The following is a 19,290-nucleotide window of genomic DNA, read 5'->3' as shown; positions in this document are numbered from 1 at the left end:
AAGCCAAAAACCTTTTTATAAAATTGGATGATGGCTAAATAATTAATCAAATCTCCTCTATTTGTTTTGATTTTTAATTAGCCAGACAGTTCACGTTGAGAAATTGGAGTTTACAAGGGGGTTTGGTTTTTCTATTTTGGATTCCTTTCCCTTTTATCTAGTTCGGCACTATTGTAGTAAGTTTGACGTTCCACAATTCAAGACTTTCCGAATGACAAAATATATAGCCGGTCTAATTTTCTTCATTAGTGGTTTATCCATCATGGGACAATCGCAGTTGCGCGTGGGGTCTTGGAAAGACCATTTCTCTTTTTACAACATAAATTCAGTAGCAATTGCAGAGAATAAAATTTACGGTGCTGCGCAAGTTGGAATTGTAACGTATAATCTGTCGGATAATAGCATAAGCACCATTGGAAAAGTGGAAGGTTTATCCGATTCCAAAATTTCAACCCTCAGTTACGATGGAGCAAGTAGCACTTTAATTGTGGGCTATGAGAATGGAAATATCGACCTCATTCGCAAAAATGAAATTATTAATGTGCCAGACATCGTAAACAAGTCAATAATTGGAAGTAAGCGCATTAATAAAATTACCGTTGTAGAAGGCAGTATCGCCTACTTCGCCACCGATTTTGGAATATTGAAGCTGGATATTATTCGCGGCCTTAGCCTAGATTCCTTCTTTTTTCAAACGGACGAATTAAGTCTTGCCGTAAACGAGGTTCAGTTGTTTAAAGACAGTTTGTTTGCAGCCACTAATGCGGGAATTTTCAAGGCGCCTCTTAATAACCCACTAATTCTTGCCGACTTTAATAAATGGCAAAAATTGCCCGATTTACCGATAGGGGATGCCAATGTAAAGTCTATTACCCCTTTTAATGGCGTATTAGTTGCCGGTGCGGAGCTTGGCCAGGTAGGTGGATTTTGGAAAATGGCAGATGGTAAAAACTGGGAAACTATAATCGATAATATTTTTGATTTCGTTTTTGAATTAGATGCAGGAGACAACGAATTGTTGCTCCAATGGAGATACGAAATGTGGCATTTAGATGGCAACCTTAATTTGAAGAGGAAGATTTTCCCTCCTAGCGAAATCCCTAACTTTTTCAATCAGGCGATAATTAAAAATGGCACGGTTTGGGCGGGTTCTACAAACAGTGGTATTATAAAAATTCCAGAATCTGGTTCTACGGAGGCATTGGTAGCCAATGGACCTCGATCTAATGTTGGTTTTCGCTTAAAAAGCAACCAGCGAGATCAACTATTTGTGGGAAGTGGTGGAATAACTCCCAATTACAGTAATAACTTTAACAATGGGGGCTTGTACACTTACACTAAGGGTGTTTGGAACAATTACCATTACACCACAGAAGCAATTAACGATACCATTTTCGACATCATTCAGGTGGTTGGTAAGGATGCTGAAAATTTTTATGCTGCATCATGGGGTGATGGTTTATTAGAATTCAAAAATGGAGTCTTGAATCAGCTTTATTTTAAAGATAACTCCCCACTAGAAGTACGTTTGGAGTTTGCTACCCAGGTAAATACGGGGTTTTTAGAAATGGACATCGATGGTAATTTATGGGTGGGGAATAGTTATACCAACGAACTTCTGAAAGTGCTAAAGCCCGATGGAAATTGGTTGAGGCTAAACCTTCCTGGCTATGGGAATAGGTCTACAAACGCGGTAACTAATTTCACTTTAACCTCAGCTGGTCAAATTTGGATTACTAATGCAGGAAGAGGAATCTATGCATTTGATGCTGGAAATTTAGAGGATGAGGCGGACAATAGGGGGCGTCTTTTAGGAACTTCGGAAAACAATGGAAATCTTCCATCAAACTTGGTTTATGATGTTGCCGAGGATTGGGATGGCGACATTTGGGTTGGAACCGCTAAAGGTCCGGCGGTGTTTTACAATCCAGATTTCATATTTGAGGAGGACAACCCAAGGGCTCAACAAATTTTTATTGAGCAAGATGGAAACGTTCAAATCGTTTTGGAAACAGAGCAAATAAATGCTGTTGAAATAGATGGGGGTAATAGAAAGTGGTTTGGAACGCAGGCTTCTGGCGTTTTTCTCTTTTCGGCTGACGTTACAGAACAGATTGCGCATTTTACGACAAGTAATAGCCCTTTGATCTCTAATGAAATTATAGATCTAGAATTTTTACCTAATTCTGGGGAGTTATTTATTTCTACCTCCGAGGGTATTCAGTCGCTTAAAACGGATGCTGCTCAGCCTAAATTTGAGGTGGATGGGCTTACCGTATATCCAAACCCAGTAAGACCTGATTACAATGGCTTGCTTACCATAGATGGTTTTGCTCAGGATTCAAAAGTTAAAATTACCAGTACCGATGGACGATTGATTCGCAATCTCCTAAGTAATGGAGCGAGAGCAACCTGGGATTTAAACAACAACGATGGAGTTAGAGTAGGTACTGGGGTATACCTAATTATGGGTTCAGATATTTTTGGGGAACAAAAAGAATTGGGTCGCGTATTAGTGGTTCGCAACTAATGAAAAAGCAAAAAGCCATTGTTCTTCGTTCTATAAATCACTCTGAAAGCTCGCTTATAGTAAATCTAGTAGGGGAACATGGCGATTCTCTGGGGCTAATGGCTAAGGGGATTAAAAAAAGTAAACGCATACAACCTGTGTCCATTTCTCGCCCGCTTTCTTTGGTGGAAATAGAATATTATCCTGCAAAAAAAGGCAGTCTGCATCTTTTAAAAAGCTACAGCGATTTATATGCCCAGATAAATATGGACCGTCGTCCCGAGGTTATGTGCTTTCGCCAATTTGCTGCCGAAATGTTGTTGCGTTTTGCAAGTCAACACCCAGAGGGATCGGAGGTGTTTAAAATAGGGGCTTGGGCGATGGAGCAATTAACTCTGTCGACAGATTTAGTAGAGTTCCCGATTAATTTCTGTAATTCGGTTATAAGCGTTTTGGGATTACAACCCGACTGGCATTCATTTTCTGAGGGAGATGTGCTCGATTTTGCCAATGGTTGTTTTATTGGCGGAGTAAAATACCAGCCTGGACAAAAGGAAGGGTCTTGGGGTTATTGGAAAATATTAGCAAGAGAAAGTTCAGAAAGAGCGCTAAAAAATGGAAATGAGCGCTGGATGACACTAAATTTAATGTTGGATTATCTATCCTACCATCAGCCTGGTTTTCAAAATTTGAAATCACTAGAAATTATTAGGGCGGTTTTACTCTAATCCCACTTGTAATCCTAAAAGGCTAAAATCCTGTAAAATAGCATTTTGTGTTTACAATATTTGCTTAACAATTTGGTAACCGTTCATCCAAGAATTATCGTAAATGGATATGCATTGGGTACCTTTGTACCCCTTTTAGAAGATAAACCAATTATTATTACTATGCGTAAATTTACTTTATCATGCTTAGCCCTACTGGCTGGTCTTGGTTACTCTGCTTCGGCGCAAGAAGTAGAGCTTTGTAGCCAATACACCATGCAAGAAAAATTATTTCAGGAGCATCCTGAAATGAGAGCTGAGTACGAGGCCTACAATGAAAGAATGATTAAGGAGTCTCGTAAAATGATGGTGAACGGCAAGGCTGAAACAAAAGCTACTAAATACGTTATTCCAGTGGTGTTCCACGTTATCTACGAACCTGGACAAGAGACACCAAATATTAGCGATGCACAAATACACGATGCAGTCCGTATTACCAATCTTAATTTCTCAAAGCAAACACCAACTCTTAACGAGGTAATCGACGATTTTAAACCAATTATTGCCGATGCTGAAATTGAGTTCCGTTTAGCTTCTGTTGATCCTAACGGTAACTGTACTGATGGGATTAACCGCTATGAGCAAACGCTTTCTAACGGTGGTACAGACCAAGAGTACAAGTCTGGAAGACAATGGCCAACTAATAAATATGTAAACATTTACATCGTACCTAAAATTGCTTCTGGTGCAGCCGGTTATTCATACTATCCTGCTAATGGAAATGCTGTAAGAGATGGAGTTGTGTTATTACATAACTACACGGGTACCATCGGAACGAGCCAATATGGAAGAGCCTTTACCTTAGCTCATGAGTTGGGTCATTACTTAAACCTTCCTCACACTTGGGGTAACTCTAATACTCCTGGAGCAGCAAGTAACTGTGATTTAGACGACGGGATTGAGGATACTCCTAGAACAGTTGGTTCTCAAACTTGTAACACCAGTCAATCTACATGTGGATCTCTAGATAACGTGCAGAACTTCATGGATTACTCATATTGTTCTCACATGTTTACTGAAGGCCAGAAGGCAAGAATGCATGCTGCATTACAAAGCTCTACGGCTGGAAGAAACAATCTTTGGAGCGCTAACAACCTAGAGGCTACAGGTGTAAATTACGATCCACAAGTTGGAAGAGATTACTTATGTGAAGCAAGATTTGACATTAATGGTCAGTCTGTAGTTTGTCCTAAAACTGTGGTTGAATTTAAAGACAAGTCTATTTTTGGTGTTGATTCTTGGGAGTGGTCATTCCCAGGTGGAGAGCCTTCAACCAGCACAGAGCAAAACCCAAGCATAACGTATAACAACGCGGGAACTTTCGATGTAACCTTAACTGTAACTAAAGGTGAAGAAACTAGAACGGTAACTATTACTGATGCAGTAACCGTTTTAAATGATCAAATCATCCAATTACCTTTCGAAGAAGAGTTTTGGGACCCAAGCTCAATCGAAAACGGAGGAGCTTTCTCAATTTACAATGCTGATGAAGGATATACCTGGCAGCTAACCGAGGAAACTGGATACGAAGATGGTACTAGCCTTGAGTTAAGAGGTAGATATATCACAAACGAATCTATCGATGAGCTGGTTAGTGGGGTGGTAAATCTCTCTGGTTTAAACGCACCTAAAGTAACTTTTGCTTATGCTCATGCTTTGCGCACAAATACCGATCAGGATCAATTGATATTCTCTGTTTCTGAAGATTGTGGTGAGACTTATAAGCCTCTTAAGACTTTAAAGTTATTCAGCTTGAAAACGGCGCCGAATCAGCAAACAACAGAATTTACTCCTTCGGATAAATCAGAGTGGAAAACTACTGAAGTAGATCTTACTCAGTACGCAGACAAGGTTATCCGTTTTAAATTTACTTATGTTCACGATGGTGGTAATAATACCTACCTAGACCAAATTAGAGTCGCGGAGGCTACTACATCAGTAGGCGAACTTAATGCTGAAAATAGCGTTAACGTTTATCCAAATCCTAACACAGGTAACTTTACCATTTCTATGAGTAATGGGGCTGAGGTTGAGAACGTAACTGTTATGAATGCAGTTGGAAAAAATATATACAGCGTAAACCCAACCAGTCAGGATTTGAGAGTTGATCTTGGAGCCAAGGCTAACGCAGGAATTTACTTTGTAAAAATGACCATGAAAGATGGAGAAGTAACCATCAAGAAAGTTACTGTGGTTAAATAATAACGAAATATGATTTTGAAGAAAATCAACATAGGAATTCTCGCCCTTTTGGCGGGAATTTCTGGTTTAAAGGCACAGCATTTTAACTGTGGAACGGTTGAAATGACGGAAGCCTACCATGCTACCCATCCAGAATGGGCAGAAAAGGCAAGCCAGCTAGAACAGCGAATCAAAAAAATTCAAGCTTCCTCAGATGAAAAAACGGGTGCCAAAAGCAATCATCTGGTTGTCCCTATTGTATTTCATATCATCCACGATGGGGGTAGCGAAAACATTAGCGATGCTCAAATAAAGAGTGAGGTAGCCAACTTAAACCTGAGATACAACAACGAAATGTGGGATACCACAGAAGTAGCGCCAGCTTTTAAGGGGATAATTGCGGATGTTGGTATAGAATTTAGATTGCCGACAAAAGATCCTCAGGGTGAGTGCACCACTGGAATAATTAGATATAGAGATAGCAGAACAAGCAGTGCTGGCGATGAGGTCAAACAAGGTCGCCAATGGGACGCTAGAAAGTACCTAAATGTCTACGTTGTTAGGAATATTGGAAGCGGTGCAGGAGGATATGCTTACATCCCCGGAACGGTGGGGCCCGATATCGATGGAATTGTAGTAAGAAGTGATTTAACAGGTACTATTGGAACTTCGCGCGGAGGAACAAGGCAGTCTACCATGGCCCACGAAGTTGGGCATTGGTTAGGATTGCGTCACACCTGGGGGCCGACCAATACTCCGGGAATGGCTAGTAATTGCGAATTTGATGACGAGGTGGAGGACACCCCGTTAACCACAGGAGGTTTTGGCTGTAACCCTAATCGTGTCACCTGTGGATCCCTAGATAATGTTCATAATTACATGGATTATACAGGTTGTTTGGCGCGTATGTTTACCAATGGCCAAAAAGATAGAATGCTCAATTTTATTGCTGGGAACATTGGTGATAGAGGTAATTTAACCTCTGCGGCAAACGCGGTTGTAACAGGTACAGATTATCCAAGAGATAGCTTCCCAGATTATTTATGTAAGGCTGAATTTTCTCTTCAATCTGCGACGGAAGAAATATGTCCTGGTTCAGAAGTTAGCTTCTTAGATGAAAGTTTGTTTGGGGTGGATGCGTGGAAATGGACGTTCCCAGGAGGGATTCCAAGTGTTAGCACAGAGAAAAATCCAACCATTTTATATAACGAAAGTGGGGTTTACGATGTAACCCTTACTATTTACGATGATAATGGTGATAGCTTGGTAACAACTAAGCAGGATTATGTAACAGTTGCAGATCCAGGAGCAATGGATTTCCCTGCAATTGAAAATTTCTATAATCCTTTCTTATTCGAACCGGCTCCTGAAGGTTATTTTACAAGAGAGAATCCAGGAGACGACTCTTTTTGGGAAATTGTTGAAGGTATGGGGTACAGAGATGACCGGTGCGCTGGCCTATACACCCATTTTGTTACCACCTTTAATAATGTGGATATTATGACATCGGGGCTAATTCAAATTCCAGATGGTGTTTTCCCATATATGAGTTTTGCCTATTCTCATGTGTACAAAAACAACGAACAAAAGAATGACTTTTTAGAAGTTTCTATTTCTAATGATTGCGGTTTAACCTGGGATAGCTTAACGACTATAGCAGGAGACGAATTTGCAACCGCTTCTCCTCGAGAAAACAGTTTCGAACCTACTTCAGTTGCACAGTGGAGAGAAAAACAAGTTGAGCTTGATGGATATGCTGGTGAATCTGTAAGAATACGATTTAAATATACCCACAGGGGAGGAAATAATGTATTTATAGATCGACTAGAGGTTACTGAAGCAATGAGCATTAGTGGCTTGGATGAGGTTAAGGTTGATTTGTTCCCCAATCCAACCTCAGCTAACTCTTCTTTCCAAATTACTACGGACCGAGAAATAGAATATCTGGTTTTGAGTAACCAAATTGGACAGAAAATAGCAGTTAATGCTAAACAGAAAGACTCAAAGAATTGGGAACTTTCTGTTGGAGATATCAGCAACGGAATTTATTACTTTTCGGTGATTACAAAATCGGGAACTAAAACCCTTCCCGTAATAATAAAATAGTATGAAAAAGTTTGCCCTTAAACTAAGCCTATTTGCCCTGTTAATTGGTGGTTTTTCTATCAATTCCTCAGCACAGCAATGTGGTACTCTAACCTACCCAGAAATTGTTAGAGCCGATGAATCTTTAAGCGAAAGCGAAAAGCAGAGGTTAATCAATGACTGGCAGAAAAGAGAAAACCAAAAGTGGGAGGAAATTTATAGAGAGTACAAACCAGGCTCAAAAGCAGATACGCTTATCATACCTGTGGTATTCCACATTTTCCACAAGTTTGGTCCCGAGAACATCAGCGAATCTCAAGTTAGAAACCAAATTACCGTTTTAAACAACGATTTTTTGGCTAGAGCACCCAAATTGGAGAACGTAGTTGAGCAGTTTAAGCCAATTATCGGTAATACGGAGGTGGAGTTTAGAATTGCGACTAAAGACCCGGATGGAAATTGTACAAATGGTATTATTCGCTATTACGATCCCAACACGTATTACAGCAACAGATCACCAATTCAGCAGCTTAAGAGAGATCATGGTTGGCCAAGTAACAAATACCTAAATGTTTATGTGGTTGGATCAATAGAGCCGGGTGCAAATGGTGGTGTAATAGCAGGTTATGCTCAGTTCCCAGGTCAAAATCCTGCTACCGATGGTATCGTTTGTGGCCATAATTACATAGGAAGTATAGGAACAAGTAGCGAAAGCAACGCGGGAACAACGAGCCACGAGGTAGGACACTGGTTTAGCCTATTCCACACTTGGGGGAATTGTGCTTCTGCTGGAGACGCTTCAAGAGGCTGTAATTGTGATGACGGTGTAGCGGATACTCCGGTAACAATTGGATATCCTTCAACTTGTGATTTAGGTGGCACTTCATGTAACTCCTTGGATAATGTGCAAAACATTATGGATTACTCTAGTTGTGCTGTAAACTTTACACAAGGGCAATCGAATAGAATGCGTGCATCTTTACAAAGTGATAACAGTAGAAAAAACCTTTACACTGCGTCTAACCTTCAGGCTACCGGTGCTGATTATGCTATAGAAACTCCTCCTACGACTTTATGTGTTGCGGAAATGGAGTTTAACGATAATGTAAATTATTGTTTGGGAGAGTCTATTTCGTTTATCGATAGATCTTTCCACAAAATAACTGCAAGAACTTGGACTTTCGAGGATGGTGAGCCTGCTACCAGTACAGCATACAATCCATCTGTAACTTTTTCAACAGGGGGATTAAAAACTGTAACACTAACCGTAACCAATGGAGTTGATACCCTAAGCACTACTAGAGAGATCAAAATCAATGGTGGTGGAGAACGTGGAGGATTCCCATTTTCAGATGATATCGAAAATGTTGATTTAAATACCCTAGACGATTACGAGGTAATAAACGATAAAGGTAATGTTGGTTGGACCCTTTCAAATGTTAGTTTAAACGGTGGTTCAAAGAGCTTGTACATTAGAAACTACACTGCTTCTTCAGATGAAGGCGAGGATATTCTTTTCTCTAACACCATAGATTTAAGTGGTGCCGCTGGGGGTGATGCTGTATTTTTCTTTGATTTAGCCTTTGCCAGAAGATCTGCAACCAACAGAGATAAGTTAACAGTATCCTTCACCAACGACTGTGGAGAAACATGGTACTCGGCAGGTTCACTGGGCTTTACAAAAATTGTAACGGCTGGAACCATGACTTCTGAGTTTACTCCAACTTCACCAGACCAATGGGCTAAGAAAAGCTTTGTTATTCCAGATGAAATGAAAACAGACAACTTCCAATTCAGATTAACATTTGAAGCGGGTGGTGGTAATAACATTTTCGTTGATAACATTGGAATTGCTCAAACGGTTGGAATTGCCGAGAATGGACTGTTGGATTTAGGCGTTTCTCTTTACCCTAACCCTGCAACAAAGAGCACAACTTTGGAGGTAGCTTTAGCAAATGACTTGGATGTTAAAGTAGAGCTATTAAACTTGGTTGGAAAAAGGATTAAACAGGTATTTGAAGGATCTCTAACCACTACTTCCAATACGGTTGATATCGACTTAAGTGATGTAAGTAACGGGGCCTACTTGGTTCGCTTAACCAGCGATGGACAGAGCGTTACAAAAAGAGTAATGGTTACCAAGTAAGTTTATTCAATTGCTATAGGTAAAAGGGGCTTTATAGCCCCTTTTTTATTTGTCTAAAAGTTAGGTTTATGCGAGGAGGCACGGGTTTTGTTGTTTTGGGAATAGCGTGAATAAAGTTTTCTTGAAAAGCACCTTTCATTAATAGAAGAGAACCTGGATTGAGGCTGATTTTTGTAAGCCGTTTGCTTTTCTTGTTCTTAATATTCATCACGCGTACTCCTCCCAAAGAAAGGGATGCTATACTCGGGTTTTCTCCTAGCTCTGGTTCATTATCTGCATGCCAGCCCATACTATCGCTGCCGTTGCGATAATAGTTCATTAAAACGCAGTTAAATTGAATTTTATTCCGAAACTGGATTTCGATGGCTTCCTTTATACTCAACACACTTGGGTGCCATATAGCAGTCGTATACTCTTTTTTTGAGTACACATAAGATAAACCAGGGTCGCCTTGGAAATTGATTAACCTTGGCTGGATAAATTCTTTGCCAAACATTGTAATGGTATCCGAAAACCAAGCCGTTTCGCTTTGCAATTCCTCAAAATGTTGTTGCGCCGTGTTTGCGTTTATAAAATGCTCAATGAGAATAAGTTGTCCAGGAATTAGTTCCTTCATTGGGAATAAACGCTGTAAGCTATGGCTTCAGCTTCTTTTATAAACTCTCGTTTATTGAATTTAGGGGCAAGCACAAATACCTCGGAGATAATTAATTCGCTACCACTTTTATCCACCTGAACAAACGAAACAAAAGGACCACCAAGGAAGGACTCTGTGGTTCTCCACAAGGCTCTGAAATCTGCAGCGTATTTAAACCCAGGGTTGGGAGATACAGCTGTAAGTTCCGGTTCGAAAAAATTTTGGGTGGTCATGTGCGTACCCTTTCTAGGACCGGGGATTCTTTTCAGGTTTTGATTGCGAATATCTCGCATCGCTACAGGATTGAAAATGGAGTCGCTGTCATAGGGGTGTTTGTAAAGAAGGATGCCATGATTTATAAAATGCTGGGTGCCTCCTTTAATTTTTTCGCGTTCCCAATCCAATCGAACGAAATCTGGTTTTAGCTCAACTAACCGAGTTCCTTTAGGGAGAATTATGGCGTAACCAAATTCGTCCAGTATCTTTTTTTCTAACTCCTTTTCTCTGTGAAGACTAAGCCAATTTTGGTAGCGTTTCCTTTCTTCTTCTCGTATTAGTTCTATAACATCGTTAACACGGCTAGAAAGTAAATCAAGAACACCCAAATGGTCATCGGCGCGAATAAGAACCGTTAACTGGCCTTTAGCTTGGTCGTCCTTAATAAAGTTAAGGCCTGGTTTTCTCGGGGTTCCCACCTCAATTTTTATAGTGTTTCGGTGGCGTTCTATTAGCTGGTTTACATCTTGTGGATCGTAGTGGAGCACATTAAACATGGCCTCCGCCTGGGGGAGCATAGGGAAATTAGGCTGTAAAAGGGTTTTTACAGAATCTTCTAATTGATTAGTCCAAAGAGCCTTTTCAACAATAACAACAATTTCACCTGAAGTTCCCGTGTACGATGGTTTAACTACAACCTCGTCTTCACAGGATACAAGAAAAATAAAACTTAGAGAAAGAAGAAGAAGCGGGCTCTTAGCTTTTTGCGCTATTAACTCCGATAATGATTTTCTGACCAGGTTTAAGGTTTCTAACATCCAGACTGCGATTTAGCTTTTTAAGTTCAGAGTACGAAATTCTTCCATTTTTCTGAGCTATATCCCAAAGGGTGTCACCCGGTTGTATCGTATAATACTTGTATCTCGACGGGTCGTAAGATTGCTTTGCTGGTGCACTGGTTTGTGCCGTTGTTCTTCCATTTTTGGTAGGAACATTAAGTCTTTGACCAATATCTATCCTCGAGCTAACTAATCCATTAAAGCGCTTTAAATCCGCAACAGAGCATCCGTAAAGCTTAGAAATAAGTGAAAGGGTTTCTCCTTTTCTAACAACGTGCACTCCCGTTACGTTATTGCTAGCCAATACCTTTTCTTGTGCCTCCTGTTTTTCCTCTTTCATTGCGCGCTTTGCACTCTGAATTTCCTCGATTTCAGATTTCTGTTCTGCAAATTTTATTGCATTTCTGTATGGTACATTTAGTACATATGGTTTATCGAGGTAGGGAATAAAATCACTTTTAAGACAAGGATTTAAAAGTTTGAGCTCATTCTTAGAAACACCTATGGCATCGGAAACATCATTTAAGTTCCAAGGGTGGTTGATGTGAATGGTATCCATCGCCTGTGAGAAAATTTGCTCTGGGGCAATAGGCTCTATTCCTAATTCTTTGTAGTATTCAAAAATGTAATTTACCGCAATAAAGGCTGGAACATAACCTCTGGTTTCTCTGGGTAGCCAGTTGTATATTTTCCAATAGTTACGGTGACCACCAGAGTATCTAATAGCTTTATTAACGTTACCAGGACCGGAGTTGTACGCTGCCAATGCCAACTCCCAGTTTCCATACATTTTGTACAAATCTTTTAAGAAACGACAAGCGGCGTCGGTGGACTTAGCAGGATCCATTCTATCATCGGTGTATGAGGAAACCTTTAAACCGTATATTTTTCCTGTACCGTACATGAATTGCCACATACCAACGGCGCCAGCTCTAGATTTTGCCCTTGGATTAAAAGCGCTTTCAACGGCAACTAAATGCTTTAATTCTAGAGGTAAATCGTACTTATCTAAGGCTGCTTCAATTTCCGGATAGTAGAATTCGGCAAGACCTAACATGCGTTGGGTAAGCTCCTTTTTTCTACCCAAATACATATTAATAAAGGCCTGTACTTTGTTATTGTATGGAAAACTAAAAGGCGATTTAAAAGACATACTGCGCAAACGAGCTGCAGTAATTGAATCTTCTTTTCCAGCTGTATTTGCGATTTTAAGGGGATGAACATCTTTGGATAATTCTTCCGTTTCGGAAAGCATTTCCATGTACATTTTGTCCCAACGAGCTAATTCTATAGCAGGCAAGGATTTTAAATTATGCTTGTTATAGATGGTGTCAGGCTTATCGATAGGCTGAGCGCTACCAATAAGACATGCAAAAATCGGGGCAATAAAAGTTATTACTGCGAGTATTCTCATAGTTGAAAGCTGGGGTGCCAAAATACGAATTAGGCTAACAGTAGCTTGTTAATTTCTTTCGAAACGGCAAATAATTCGTCTTCTTTCTTGGAATCCGCCATAAGCTGAAAACCAACTGGAAGCCCTTGACTGTCGGTCATTAGAGGTAATGAGATGGCAGGCTTTCCGGTAATGTTTGCTTGAACGGTAAAGATGTCCTGAAGGTACATTTTTATAGGATCATCGGTGTTTTCCTCTAGTTTAAATGCTCCCGATGGTGTGGTAGGCAATGCAATAATTGGATGTTCTTTGAGGATTTTTTCTGTGTCTTCCTTTACCAGTCGTCTTATTTTCTGTGCCTTCCCAAAATAGGAATCGTAAAAACCTGAACTTAAAACGAAGGTTCCTAGTAAAATTCTACGTTTTACCTCTTCTCCAAAGCCTTTGCTTCTAGATTTCACGTAGATATCATCTATTCCTTTTGCGCTTTTGTCTCTAAAACCAAAGTGCATTCCATCGTATCTGGCAAGGTTTGATGAAGCCTCTGCAGTAGTTAAAATGTAGTATATGGGTACTAAATAATCCAACCAATTAAACTCAACCCAGGTTACTTCATATCCAGCCTTGGTTAGTTTTTCCTCTGCCTTTTCGAAGTATTTTTCAATCTCTGAGTCTATCCCTTGGGCTTTAATTGCAGGTTTTAAGAATGCAATCTTCTTTGGGCTGCTTTTAAGCTCGTTTGAAAGAGTGACCGGCGCGGTACTGCTTGTTGAGTCCATTGGGTCATTTCCGGCCATTACCGAATAAACTAACTCTGAATCTTCTATGTTATTAGAAAAAGGACCTATTTGGTCGAAACTAGATGCGTAAGCTATTAATCCATATCTAGAAACTCGGCCATACCCTGGTTTAAAACCAACCGTGTTGCAGAAACTAGCTGGTTGTCGTATAGATCCTCCCGTATCAGAACCTAGAGAAACGGTACACATATTACCTATTACGGCTGCTGCCGAACCTCCTGATGATCCTCCTGGAACACGAGTTGGATCAATGGGGTTTTTACAAACACCCATAGCCGAATTTTCATTGGAACTTCCCATTGCAAATTCATCGCAATTGGTTCTTCCAATAATAATTGCGTCTTCGTCTAAAAGCCGTTGTAAGGCGGTTGCAGTGAATTGAGAAGTAAAGCCTTTTAAGATTTTACTCGAGGCGTTAATCTCGTGATTGGCGTAACAAATATTGTCCTTGATGGCTATAACCATACCGGCCAATTTCCCTGCAGAATTATTGGCGATTTTTTTATCAATACGTTGAGCTTCATTCCGCGCTTCCTCCTCAAAAACTTCTAGAAACACATTTAGCTCCTGATTTTTAGCGGCAATTACCTCGAGATAATGATCCACAACCTCAGAAACGGAATTTCCAGATTTGATATGTTCTTGTATGTCAGCGTAAGTATGAAACTTCATTGATAAATGGACTATTTGTTGCTCTCTTCGTCTTTGTTTTCGTCTTTACCTGTGGCGTCTTTAAACTCCTTCATTCCCTTACCTAATCCTTTCATTAGTTCAGGAATTTTTTTACCACCAAATAGTAATAAAACAACTACTACAATAAGAATTATCGACCATGTTCCGGGCATGGCGAGTAAAGTGGCTAACAACATGATTTAAAATATTTGCAGCAAAAGTAGGTTAAACATCTTATATCCCAATAAGCCAAGCGGCTGGGTCTAATTTTTTCCTTTCGGTTTCGCTAATTTTCCAAATTTCAATGTGGGTTTCACTACTGGAGTCGTCCACACCTATGGCCGTACCCAGCACACTTCCTGTTGAAACTTCTTGATCTTTTTTAACGGTAACATTCTGAAGCTTGGTGTAAACCGTTCGGTAGGCACCGTGTTTTACCACTACAACCTTACCCTCACCAGGAATTAGCAATATGCTGGAAACGGTACCTCTAAATACCGCACGCACCTCGGCATTTTTCTCGGTGTTAAAGTTTAATCCATCGTTGTTAATGTATACTCCACTAACATAGGGGTGGGGTTGGCGACCAAATTTTCGGGTAATTATCCCTTTTTCTACCGGCCAGGGCAGTTTACCTTTGTTGGATTCGAAGTTTGAGGATAGGGCTGTTGCCTCTGGAGATAGTGTGAATTTTCCGGTTGAACTCTTTTTTCTGTTTTCTGCAATCTCCGCCGCAATTAGTCGCTCTATTTGTTTTGCTATTTGCTCTTTCCTTCGTTCTTGCTCCCGCAGTTCTTTTCTCAGTTTTCCAGTTTCCTTTTCTATCGATTTTAAGGTCTGGTCCTTATAAGTTTTATCAGATAGGAGCCTGCTCTTCTCAACCTGTTGCGAGCTTAACAAGATTTCTTTTTCATCCTTTTTAGCAGCTAGAATGGATAAATCCCTAACAATTTCATTTTTCTTGGCCTCTATTTTCTCGGCCTGTGATCTACGGTACTCTGCAAGTCTTCTTAAATAATTGATTCTATTATATGCCTGGTTTATACTTCTAGAGGCGAAGATGAACATCATTTTATTCTGAATGTTCCTGGTTTTATAGGCATGACGAATCAAATCTGCGTAATCGTCCTTTAATTTTTTAAGCTCTTTTTCTTTAACGGAAAGGCTATCCTCTTTTTCCTTAATCTGGATTTGAAGTTTCTCTACCTCCTCGTGGATAGTATTAATAAGGTCGTTTCTAAATTCTATCTGACGATCTAGAATAACCAATTCTGACTGCTGTTTTTTAGCCGTAGACTGGTTTTTACTTATGAGTTTACTCGTAAGATTTATTTTCTCGTTTAACGCCTTGCGCTGTTGCTCTAGTTCTTTTTTCGACTGGGCAGAAATAGTAAGAGGGAGGGCCAGAAAAAATATCGTGAAAGCCCTAATCCATAGAGATGCGTTCATATTTTTCTGGGATGTTTACCGATTCATCATAACTATCCATCACTTTAAATTTTGATGGGTTGATGGTAATCTTAAGGTTTTGTTCAGCACTGGTAAGCTCTAGTTCTATGAGTCTTGGGATAAAGGTTCCTGAGAAGTTTTGTAGTTCATCGTATTTAATCTCGAGGAGACGATTGTTTTCTACCTCGTGAATAACTACGCGTTTTAAATTAAAGTCACCATCGGCAAAATAGCGCTTAACAAAAATGTCATCGTCCTTTTTTAGGGCTTTGGCTAACTTCCTGTTTACTGTGTTGTACAAATAAACCGAGTCTGCCTCGTTGTCGTAGTTCTCTCCCTTTGTAATACCTAAACCTTTCCGCAGTTTTCTGGATGGAACGTTTTTTACGATGTAAAAGTCCTTGTCCTTATCGCAACGATATTTGTCGCTGTCTTTGTATTTAAGGGGTTTGGCAGAAACCAAGTCTTGAATGAGATCCAGGTTAATAGGAGTTCCCATTTTTTCACTCAAGTAGTTATAGGTTCCTGAGTAATAAGTTTTTTCAATTTTATCCAAGAAAACCACACTGTCTTCAAACAGGTAGATTTTAAATATTTCTATGCCCAAAAGTGGTGAAATGGAAATACTCGCACCACGATTTTTTTCTGAGCGTAGGATGGCCCCAAATTTTTGATTTTTCCCATCGGCAAAGGATACTTCGCAAGCGTACTTCGCAGCAAACACCTCTGGAAAGTCTCCCCCCTTTTCTACCTTCTCAATAAGTTCCTTGCAGGGGATACGATTAATCTTGGCAAGTTCTTTTTTTACTCCACAACTCGCTAAAAATAAAAGGCATCCTAAAAATGCAAAAGCCTTATTCCAACCACTTCTTCTTCTCAATCTTCTCGTCTAATTTGTCCGAATATCCTTCTTTCGACTTCGCCTTTAACCAATACTCTACAGCGTTTTCGGTTTCTCCCATTTTAAAGAGGATATCGCCATAGTGTTCTAATATGGTTCCCGAGTCTTCACCACCAGCATCTACCGCACGCTGGATGTATAATCTTGCTTTGTCGTAATCGTTTAGCTTAAATAGTATCCATGCATAGGTGTCTAGGTAGCTAGGATTTTTGGGGTCGGCAGAAAGTGCCGCCTCTATCATTTTTTTCGCCTCTTTTAAGTTCTGATTTCTCTCACTTAAGCTGTAACTGTAATTGTTGAGAACAAGGGGGTTATTGGGAGCTATTGATAGGGCTTCCTCGTAAATCTTGTCTGCTTTATTAAATTTTCTAAGCGCGGTGTACGCATCACCAATTAGGTTCAGAAACTGCACGCGCATAGCGGGGTTATTAATAACCAGTGCTAAACCAGACTCCAGGATAAAAGTGGCGTCGTCGTGATTTTCAATTTGAATGTGCGCTAAGCCGCTGTACAGGTAGAAAATAGGCTGGGATGGAAATAATTTAGTGCATTTTACAGCGTGTTTTAGCAATGAGTCTACCATGCCCAATCTCGACTCCACGTCGAGAACACGCTCCCAAATCAGTTGCTTTTCGGGTGCTAATTGAGTAACGATTCTATAATTTTCGAGGGCTTTTTCTATTTGGTCCTCCCTGTATAGGATATCACCGTAAACCGCCCATGATTTTCCATCTTGGGGATGGGCTTCGGTAAGGGATTGGGCCAAATCTATATAGCTATCTACATGGGTTTTATCCAAGTTACTCGATTCGTAAAACACCAACATCAAACGCATTTTATCGTCGATGTTTAAATCCTTGGAAGCAAAAGCTGGTTTAGCGTATTCAATAGCTTTCCCAAAGTTTCCTTGGTTAACGTAGATAAGCGCTAATTTCAGGAAGGTTTTAGTGTAAAAAGGATTGCTTTCTGCGAGTTTATTTAAGGTAGATATGGCTTCTTTCAGATTATTCTGCATCAGATAGAAATCGGCCTTCATTTCTCTGATTTCCGGAACGGTTGGAAATTTTTCAATTAACAAATCCGTTTCTTGTATCGCTTTATTAAGCTTACCAGCACGTACAAAGGCTTGAATTTTCCGGTAAGAAATTTCTAAGCTTTCTCCAGTAATCTCTATTGCCTTTGCGTAAAGTTTTTCTGTTTTGCTAAGGTCACCAAGCTCTTCGTAAATCTCGGCCTGATCTAGATACGCATTTGCATCGCCAGGTTTTAAAGCAACAATTTTTTCAAGGTGATTAAGCGCCTTTTTGTATTCCTCTGTTTCTCGATATAATTGTGCAGCGAGTTCGAGGTAGAATACATTGTTGTCTTCTAACTCTATTGCTTTTTCTATATCTCTTATAGCATCGTAAAAGCTTCCTTCAAAAGCCTTTAGCCGCGCCAATTCGTACCAAACAGCTGCCTCGTCTTCGGTTATTTTAATACACTCTTCAAGGGCAGAAATAGCTCTTCTGTTATTCCCCAAACTTTTATCTTTTATGGCCTCAAAAAATAGCGATTGAAACTTTCTTTCATCTTTAAGGGAAAGATCCTCTCCGCGCTCCGATTTTTGAGCCAAAATAGCTGTGCTTGGAAGCAAAATACATGCTCCCAAACCAACTATTAATATAGATTTAAGTAAAAGTCTAGTGCTTAATAACATTATAGTCCCCAACCGAAAGGTCTTCTTCTCTTCCATGTATTTTGGCATGATTACCTACCATGGAATTCGAAAGTGTTTTGTTTTCAATCAACGCATTTTCTTGAATAATACTCTTGCGAATAACAGAATTTATAATCTTAGTGTTTGCACCGATTGAAACATGCGGTCCAACAACACTGTTTTCTATCGAAACTCCAGGAGCAATATAGCAAGGTTCTATAATCACGCTATTTTTTGTGCTAACGGAGCTGTCAATTAGCTTTTGATCCTTTATAAATTCAAGGTATTGTTCATTGGTAGCAACCGTTACATCTTTATTACCACAGTCTAACCAGTGATCTACTTTTCCTGGCTTAAATTTGGTGCCCTTCTTTTTCATGTTTTCAAGGGCATCGGTAATTTGATACTCGCCACGATCTTTTATGTCGTTATCGAGCAGGTACTGCAATTCGCTCTTTAGGTATGCTCCATCCTTAAAGAAATAGATTCCTATTATGGCTAGGTCCGAAACAAAGGTTTCTGGCTTTTCTACAAATTCTCTAATTACGCCATCTTGGTCTAGGTTTACCACTCCAAAAGCGGAAGGATTATCAACCTTGTTAACCCAGATTATACCATCCGAGTCGCTATCCAATTTAAAATCTGCCTTAAATAATGTATCGGCAAAGGCAACAATAACGGGCCCATCAAGTGAATCGGCGGCGCACATTATTGCATGTGCAGTACCTAGAGGTTGATCTTGGTAATAAATAGATCCTTTAGCCCCCAGAGATTCGGCTACTCCAATTAGTTTTTCCTCTACTTCTTTCCCGAAGTCCCCAATTATAAAGGCAATTTCCGTTATTTTTTCAGCGCAAACTCCTGCAATATCTTCTACCAATCGCTGTACAATTGGTTTTCCTGCTATGGGTATAAGTGGTTTTGGAACAGTTAAAGTGTGTGGTCTAAGGCGGCTTCCGCGCCCTGCCATTGGTACTATAATTTTCATTGTTATAG

14 protein-coding genes are annotated in these 19,290 nt (G+C 40.0%); 5 read left to right on the top strand and 9 right to left on the bottom strand.

The annotated features are described in order from the left end of the window. Nucleotides 1–211: 211 nt before the first annotated feature. From porZ to FRX97_RS01385, 5 genes are read left to right on the top strand one after another with little or no spacing between them, the layout of a single operon-like run. Entirely contained in the window at nucleotides 212–2,530 is a 2,319-nt protein-coding gene (gene porZ / locus FRX97_RS01405; RefSeq protein WP_147012619.1) for a type IX secretion system anionic LPS delivery protein PorZ, read from the top strand. Beyond that, the gene (gene recO, locus FRX97_RS01400; RefSeq protein WP_147012617.1) at nucleotides 2,530–3,237 is read left to right on the top strand and encodes a DNA repair protein RecO; all 708 of its coding nucleotides are present in this window, start codon (nucleotides 2,530–2,532) and stop codon (nucleotides 3,235–3,237) included. The genes porZ and recO overlap by 1 nt, the downstream gene beginning before the upstream one ends. Nucleotides 3,238–3,297: 60 nt before the next feature. Next, nucleotides 3,298–5,478, top strand: coding sequence for a M43 family zinc metalloprotease (locus FRX97_RS01395; protein WP_147012615.1), 2,181 nt, complete (start codon nucleotides 3,298–3,300; stop codon nucleotides 5,476–5,478). A gap of 9 nt (nucleotides 5,479–5,487) precedes the next feature. Beyond that, nucleotides 5,488–7,563, top strand: coding sequence for a M43 family zinc metalloprotease (locus FRX97_RS01390; RefSeq protein WP_147012613.1), 2,076 nt, complete (start codon nucleotides 5,488–5,490; stop codon nucleotides 7,561–7,563). 1 nt (nucleotide 7,564) lies between these two features. After that, nucleotides 7,565–9,688 carry a M43 family zinc metalloprotease gene (locus FRX97_RS01385; RefSeq protein ID WP_147012611.1) on the top strand — a complete coding sequence of 708 codons (2,124 nt, stop codon included), beginning with the start codon at nucleotides 7,565–7,567 and terminating at the stop codon, nucleotides 9,686–9,688. A 31-nt stretch (nucleotides 9,689–9,719) separates the two neighbouring features. Here the strand turns inward: FRX97_RS01385 and FRX97_RS01380 are convergent, their stop codons facing one another. The 9 genes from FRX97_RS01380 to FRX97_RS01340 are packed head-to-tail and all read right to left on the bottom strand — an operon-like array spanning nucleotide 9,720 to nucleotide 19,282. Next, nucleotides 9,720–10,304, bottom strand: a complete 585-nt coding sequence (locus tag FRX97_RS01380) for an alpha-ketoglutarate-dependent dioxygenase AlkB family protein (RefSeq protein ID WP_147012609.1) — start codon at nucleotides 10,302–10,304, stop codon at nucleotides 9,720–9,722. Continuing rightward, a complete protein-coding gene (locus tag FRX97_RS01375; protein WP_147012607.1) occupies nucleotides 10,301–11,359 on the bottom strand; it encodes a DUF4837 family protein in 1,059 nt (352 codons plus the stop codon). Before FRX97_RS01375 ends, FRX97_RS01380 begins: the two co-directional genes overlap by 4 nt. Beyond that, on the bottom strand, nucleotides 11,298–12,794 hold the full coding sequence (locus FRX97_RS01370; RefSeq protein ID WP_147012605.1) for a lytic transglycosylase domain-containing protein: 1,497 nt from the start codon (nucleotides 12,792–12,794) through the stop codon (nucleotides 11,298–11,300). Before FRX97_RS01370 ends, FRX97_RS01375 begins: the two co-directional genes overlap by 62 nt. Nucleotides 12,795–12,823: 29 nt before the next feature. Beyond that, complete coding sequence (gatA, locus tag FRX97_RS01365; RefSeq protein ID WP_147012603.1) at nucleotides 12,824–14,245, bottom strand: Asp-tRNA(Asn)/Glu-tRNA(Gln) amidotransferase subunit GatA; 1,422 nt, start codon at nucleotides 14,243–14,245, stop codon at nucleotides 12,824–12,826. An 11-nt stretch (nucleotides 14,246–14,256) separates the two neighbouring features. After that, entirely contained in the window at nucleotides 14,257–14,442 is a 186-nt protein-coding gene (tatA, locus tag FRX97_RS01360; protein ID WP_147012601.1) for a twin-arginine translocase TatA/TatE family subunit, read from the bottom strand. Nucleotides 14,443–14,479: 37 nt separating this feature from the next. Further along, nucleotides 14,480–15,694: a murein hydrolase activator EnvC family protein gene (locus FRX97_RS01355; protein WP_147012599.1), complete on the bottom strand. Its 1,215-nt coding sequence runs from the start codon at nucleotides 15,692–15,694 to the stop codon at nucleotides 14,480–14,482. Continuing rightward, nucleotides 15,672–16,574, bottom strand: coding sequence for a DUF4292 domain-containing protein (locus tag FRX97_RS01350; RefSeq protein WP_147012597.1), 903 nt, complete (start codon nucleotides 16,572–16,574; stop codon nucleotides 15,672–15,674). The genes FRX97_RS01355 and FRX97_RS01350 overlap by 23 nt, the downstream gene beginning before the upstream one ends. After that, on the bottom strand, nucleotides 16,549–18,330 hold the full coding sequence (locus FRX97_RS01345) for a tetratricopeptide repeat protein (RefSeq protein WP_170226975.1): 1,782 nt from the start codon (nucleotides 18,328–18,330) through the stop codon (nucleotides 16,549–16,551). The genes FRX97_RS01350 and FRX97_RS01345 overlap by 26 nt, the downstream gene beginning before the upstream one ends. Then, on the bottom strand, nucleotides 18,278–19,282 hold the full coding sequence (locus FRX97_RS01340; RefSeq protein ID WP_147012592.1) for a sugar phosphate nucleotidyltransferase: 1,005 nt from the start codon (nucleotides 19,280–19,282) through the stop codon (nucleotides 18,278–18,280). The genes FRX97_RS01345 and FRX97_RS01340 overlap by 53 nt, the downstream gene beginning before the upstream one ends. Between the last annotated feature and the right edge of the window lie 8 nt (nucleotides 19,283–19,290).

The organism is Luteibaculum oceani, assembly GCF_007995015.1.
Lineage (GTDB): Bacteria > Bacteroidota > Bacteroidia > Flavobacteriales_D > Luteibaculaceae > Luteibaculum > Luteibaculum oceani.
Note: the sequence above shows the minus strand (reverse complement) of the source record. Positions and strands in the feature narration are given on the sequence as shown.

Coding starts and splice junctions, on each gene's coding strand:
- porZ (WP_147012619.1), top strand. CDS start 212: ATGACAAAATATATAGCCGGTCTAATTTTCTTCATTAGTGGTTTATCC.
- recO (WP_147012617.1), top strand. CDS start 2,530: ATGAAAAAGCAAAAAGCCATTGTTCTTCGTTCTATAAATCACTCTGAA.
- FRX97_RS01390 (WP_147012613.1), top strand. CDS start 5,488: ATGATTTTGAAGAAAATCAACATAGGAATTCTCGCCCTTTTGGCGGGA.
- FRX97_RS01385 (WP_147012611.1), top strand. CDS start 7,565: ATGAAAAAGTTTGCCCTTAAACTAAGCCTATTTGCCCTGTTAATTGGT.
- FRX97_RS01380 (WP_147012609.1), bottom strand. CDS start 10,304: ATGAAGGAACTAATTCCTGGACAACTTATTCTCATTGAGCATTTTATA.
- FRX97_RS01375 (WP_147012607.1), bottom strand. CDS start 11,359: ATGTTAGAAACCTTAAACCTGGTCAGAAAATCATTATCGGAGTTAATA.
- FRX97_RS01370 (WP_147012605.1), bottom strand. CDS start 12,794: ATGAGAATACTCGCAGTAATAACTTTTATTGCCCCGATTTTTGCATGT.
- gatA (WP_147012603.1), bottom strand. CDS start 14,245: ATGAAGTTTCATACTTACGCTGACATACAAGAACATATCAAATCTGGA.
- tatA (WP_147012601.1), bottom strand. CDS start 14,442: ATGTTGTTAGCCACTTTACTCGCCATGCCCGGAACATGGTCGATAATT.
- FRX97_RS01355 (WP_147012599.1), bottom strand. CDS start 15,694: ATGAACGCATCTCTATGGATTAGGGCTTTCACGATATTTTTTCTGGCC.
- FRX97_RS01345 (WP_170226975.1), bottom strand. CDS start 18,330: ATGGAAGAGAAGAAGACCTTTCGGTTGGGGACTATAATGTTATTAAGC.
- FRX97_RS01340 (WP_147012592.1), bottom strand. CDS start 19,282: ATGAAAATTATAGTACCAATGGCAGGGCGCGGAAGCCGCCTTAGACCA.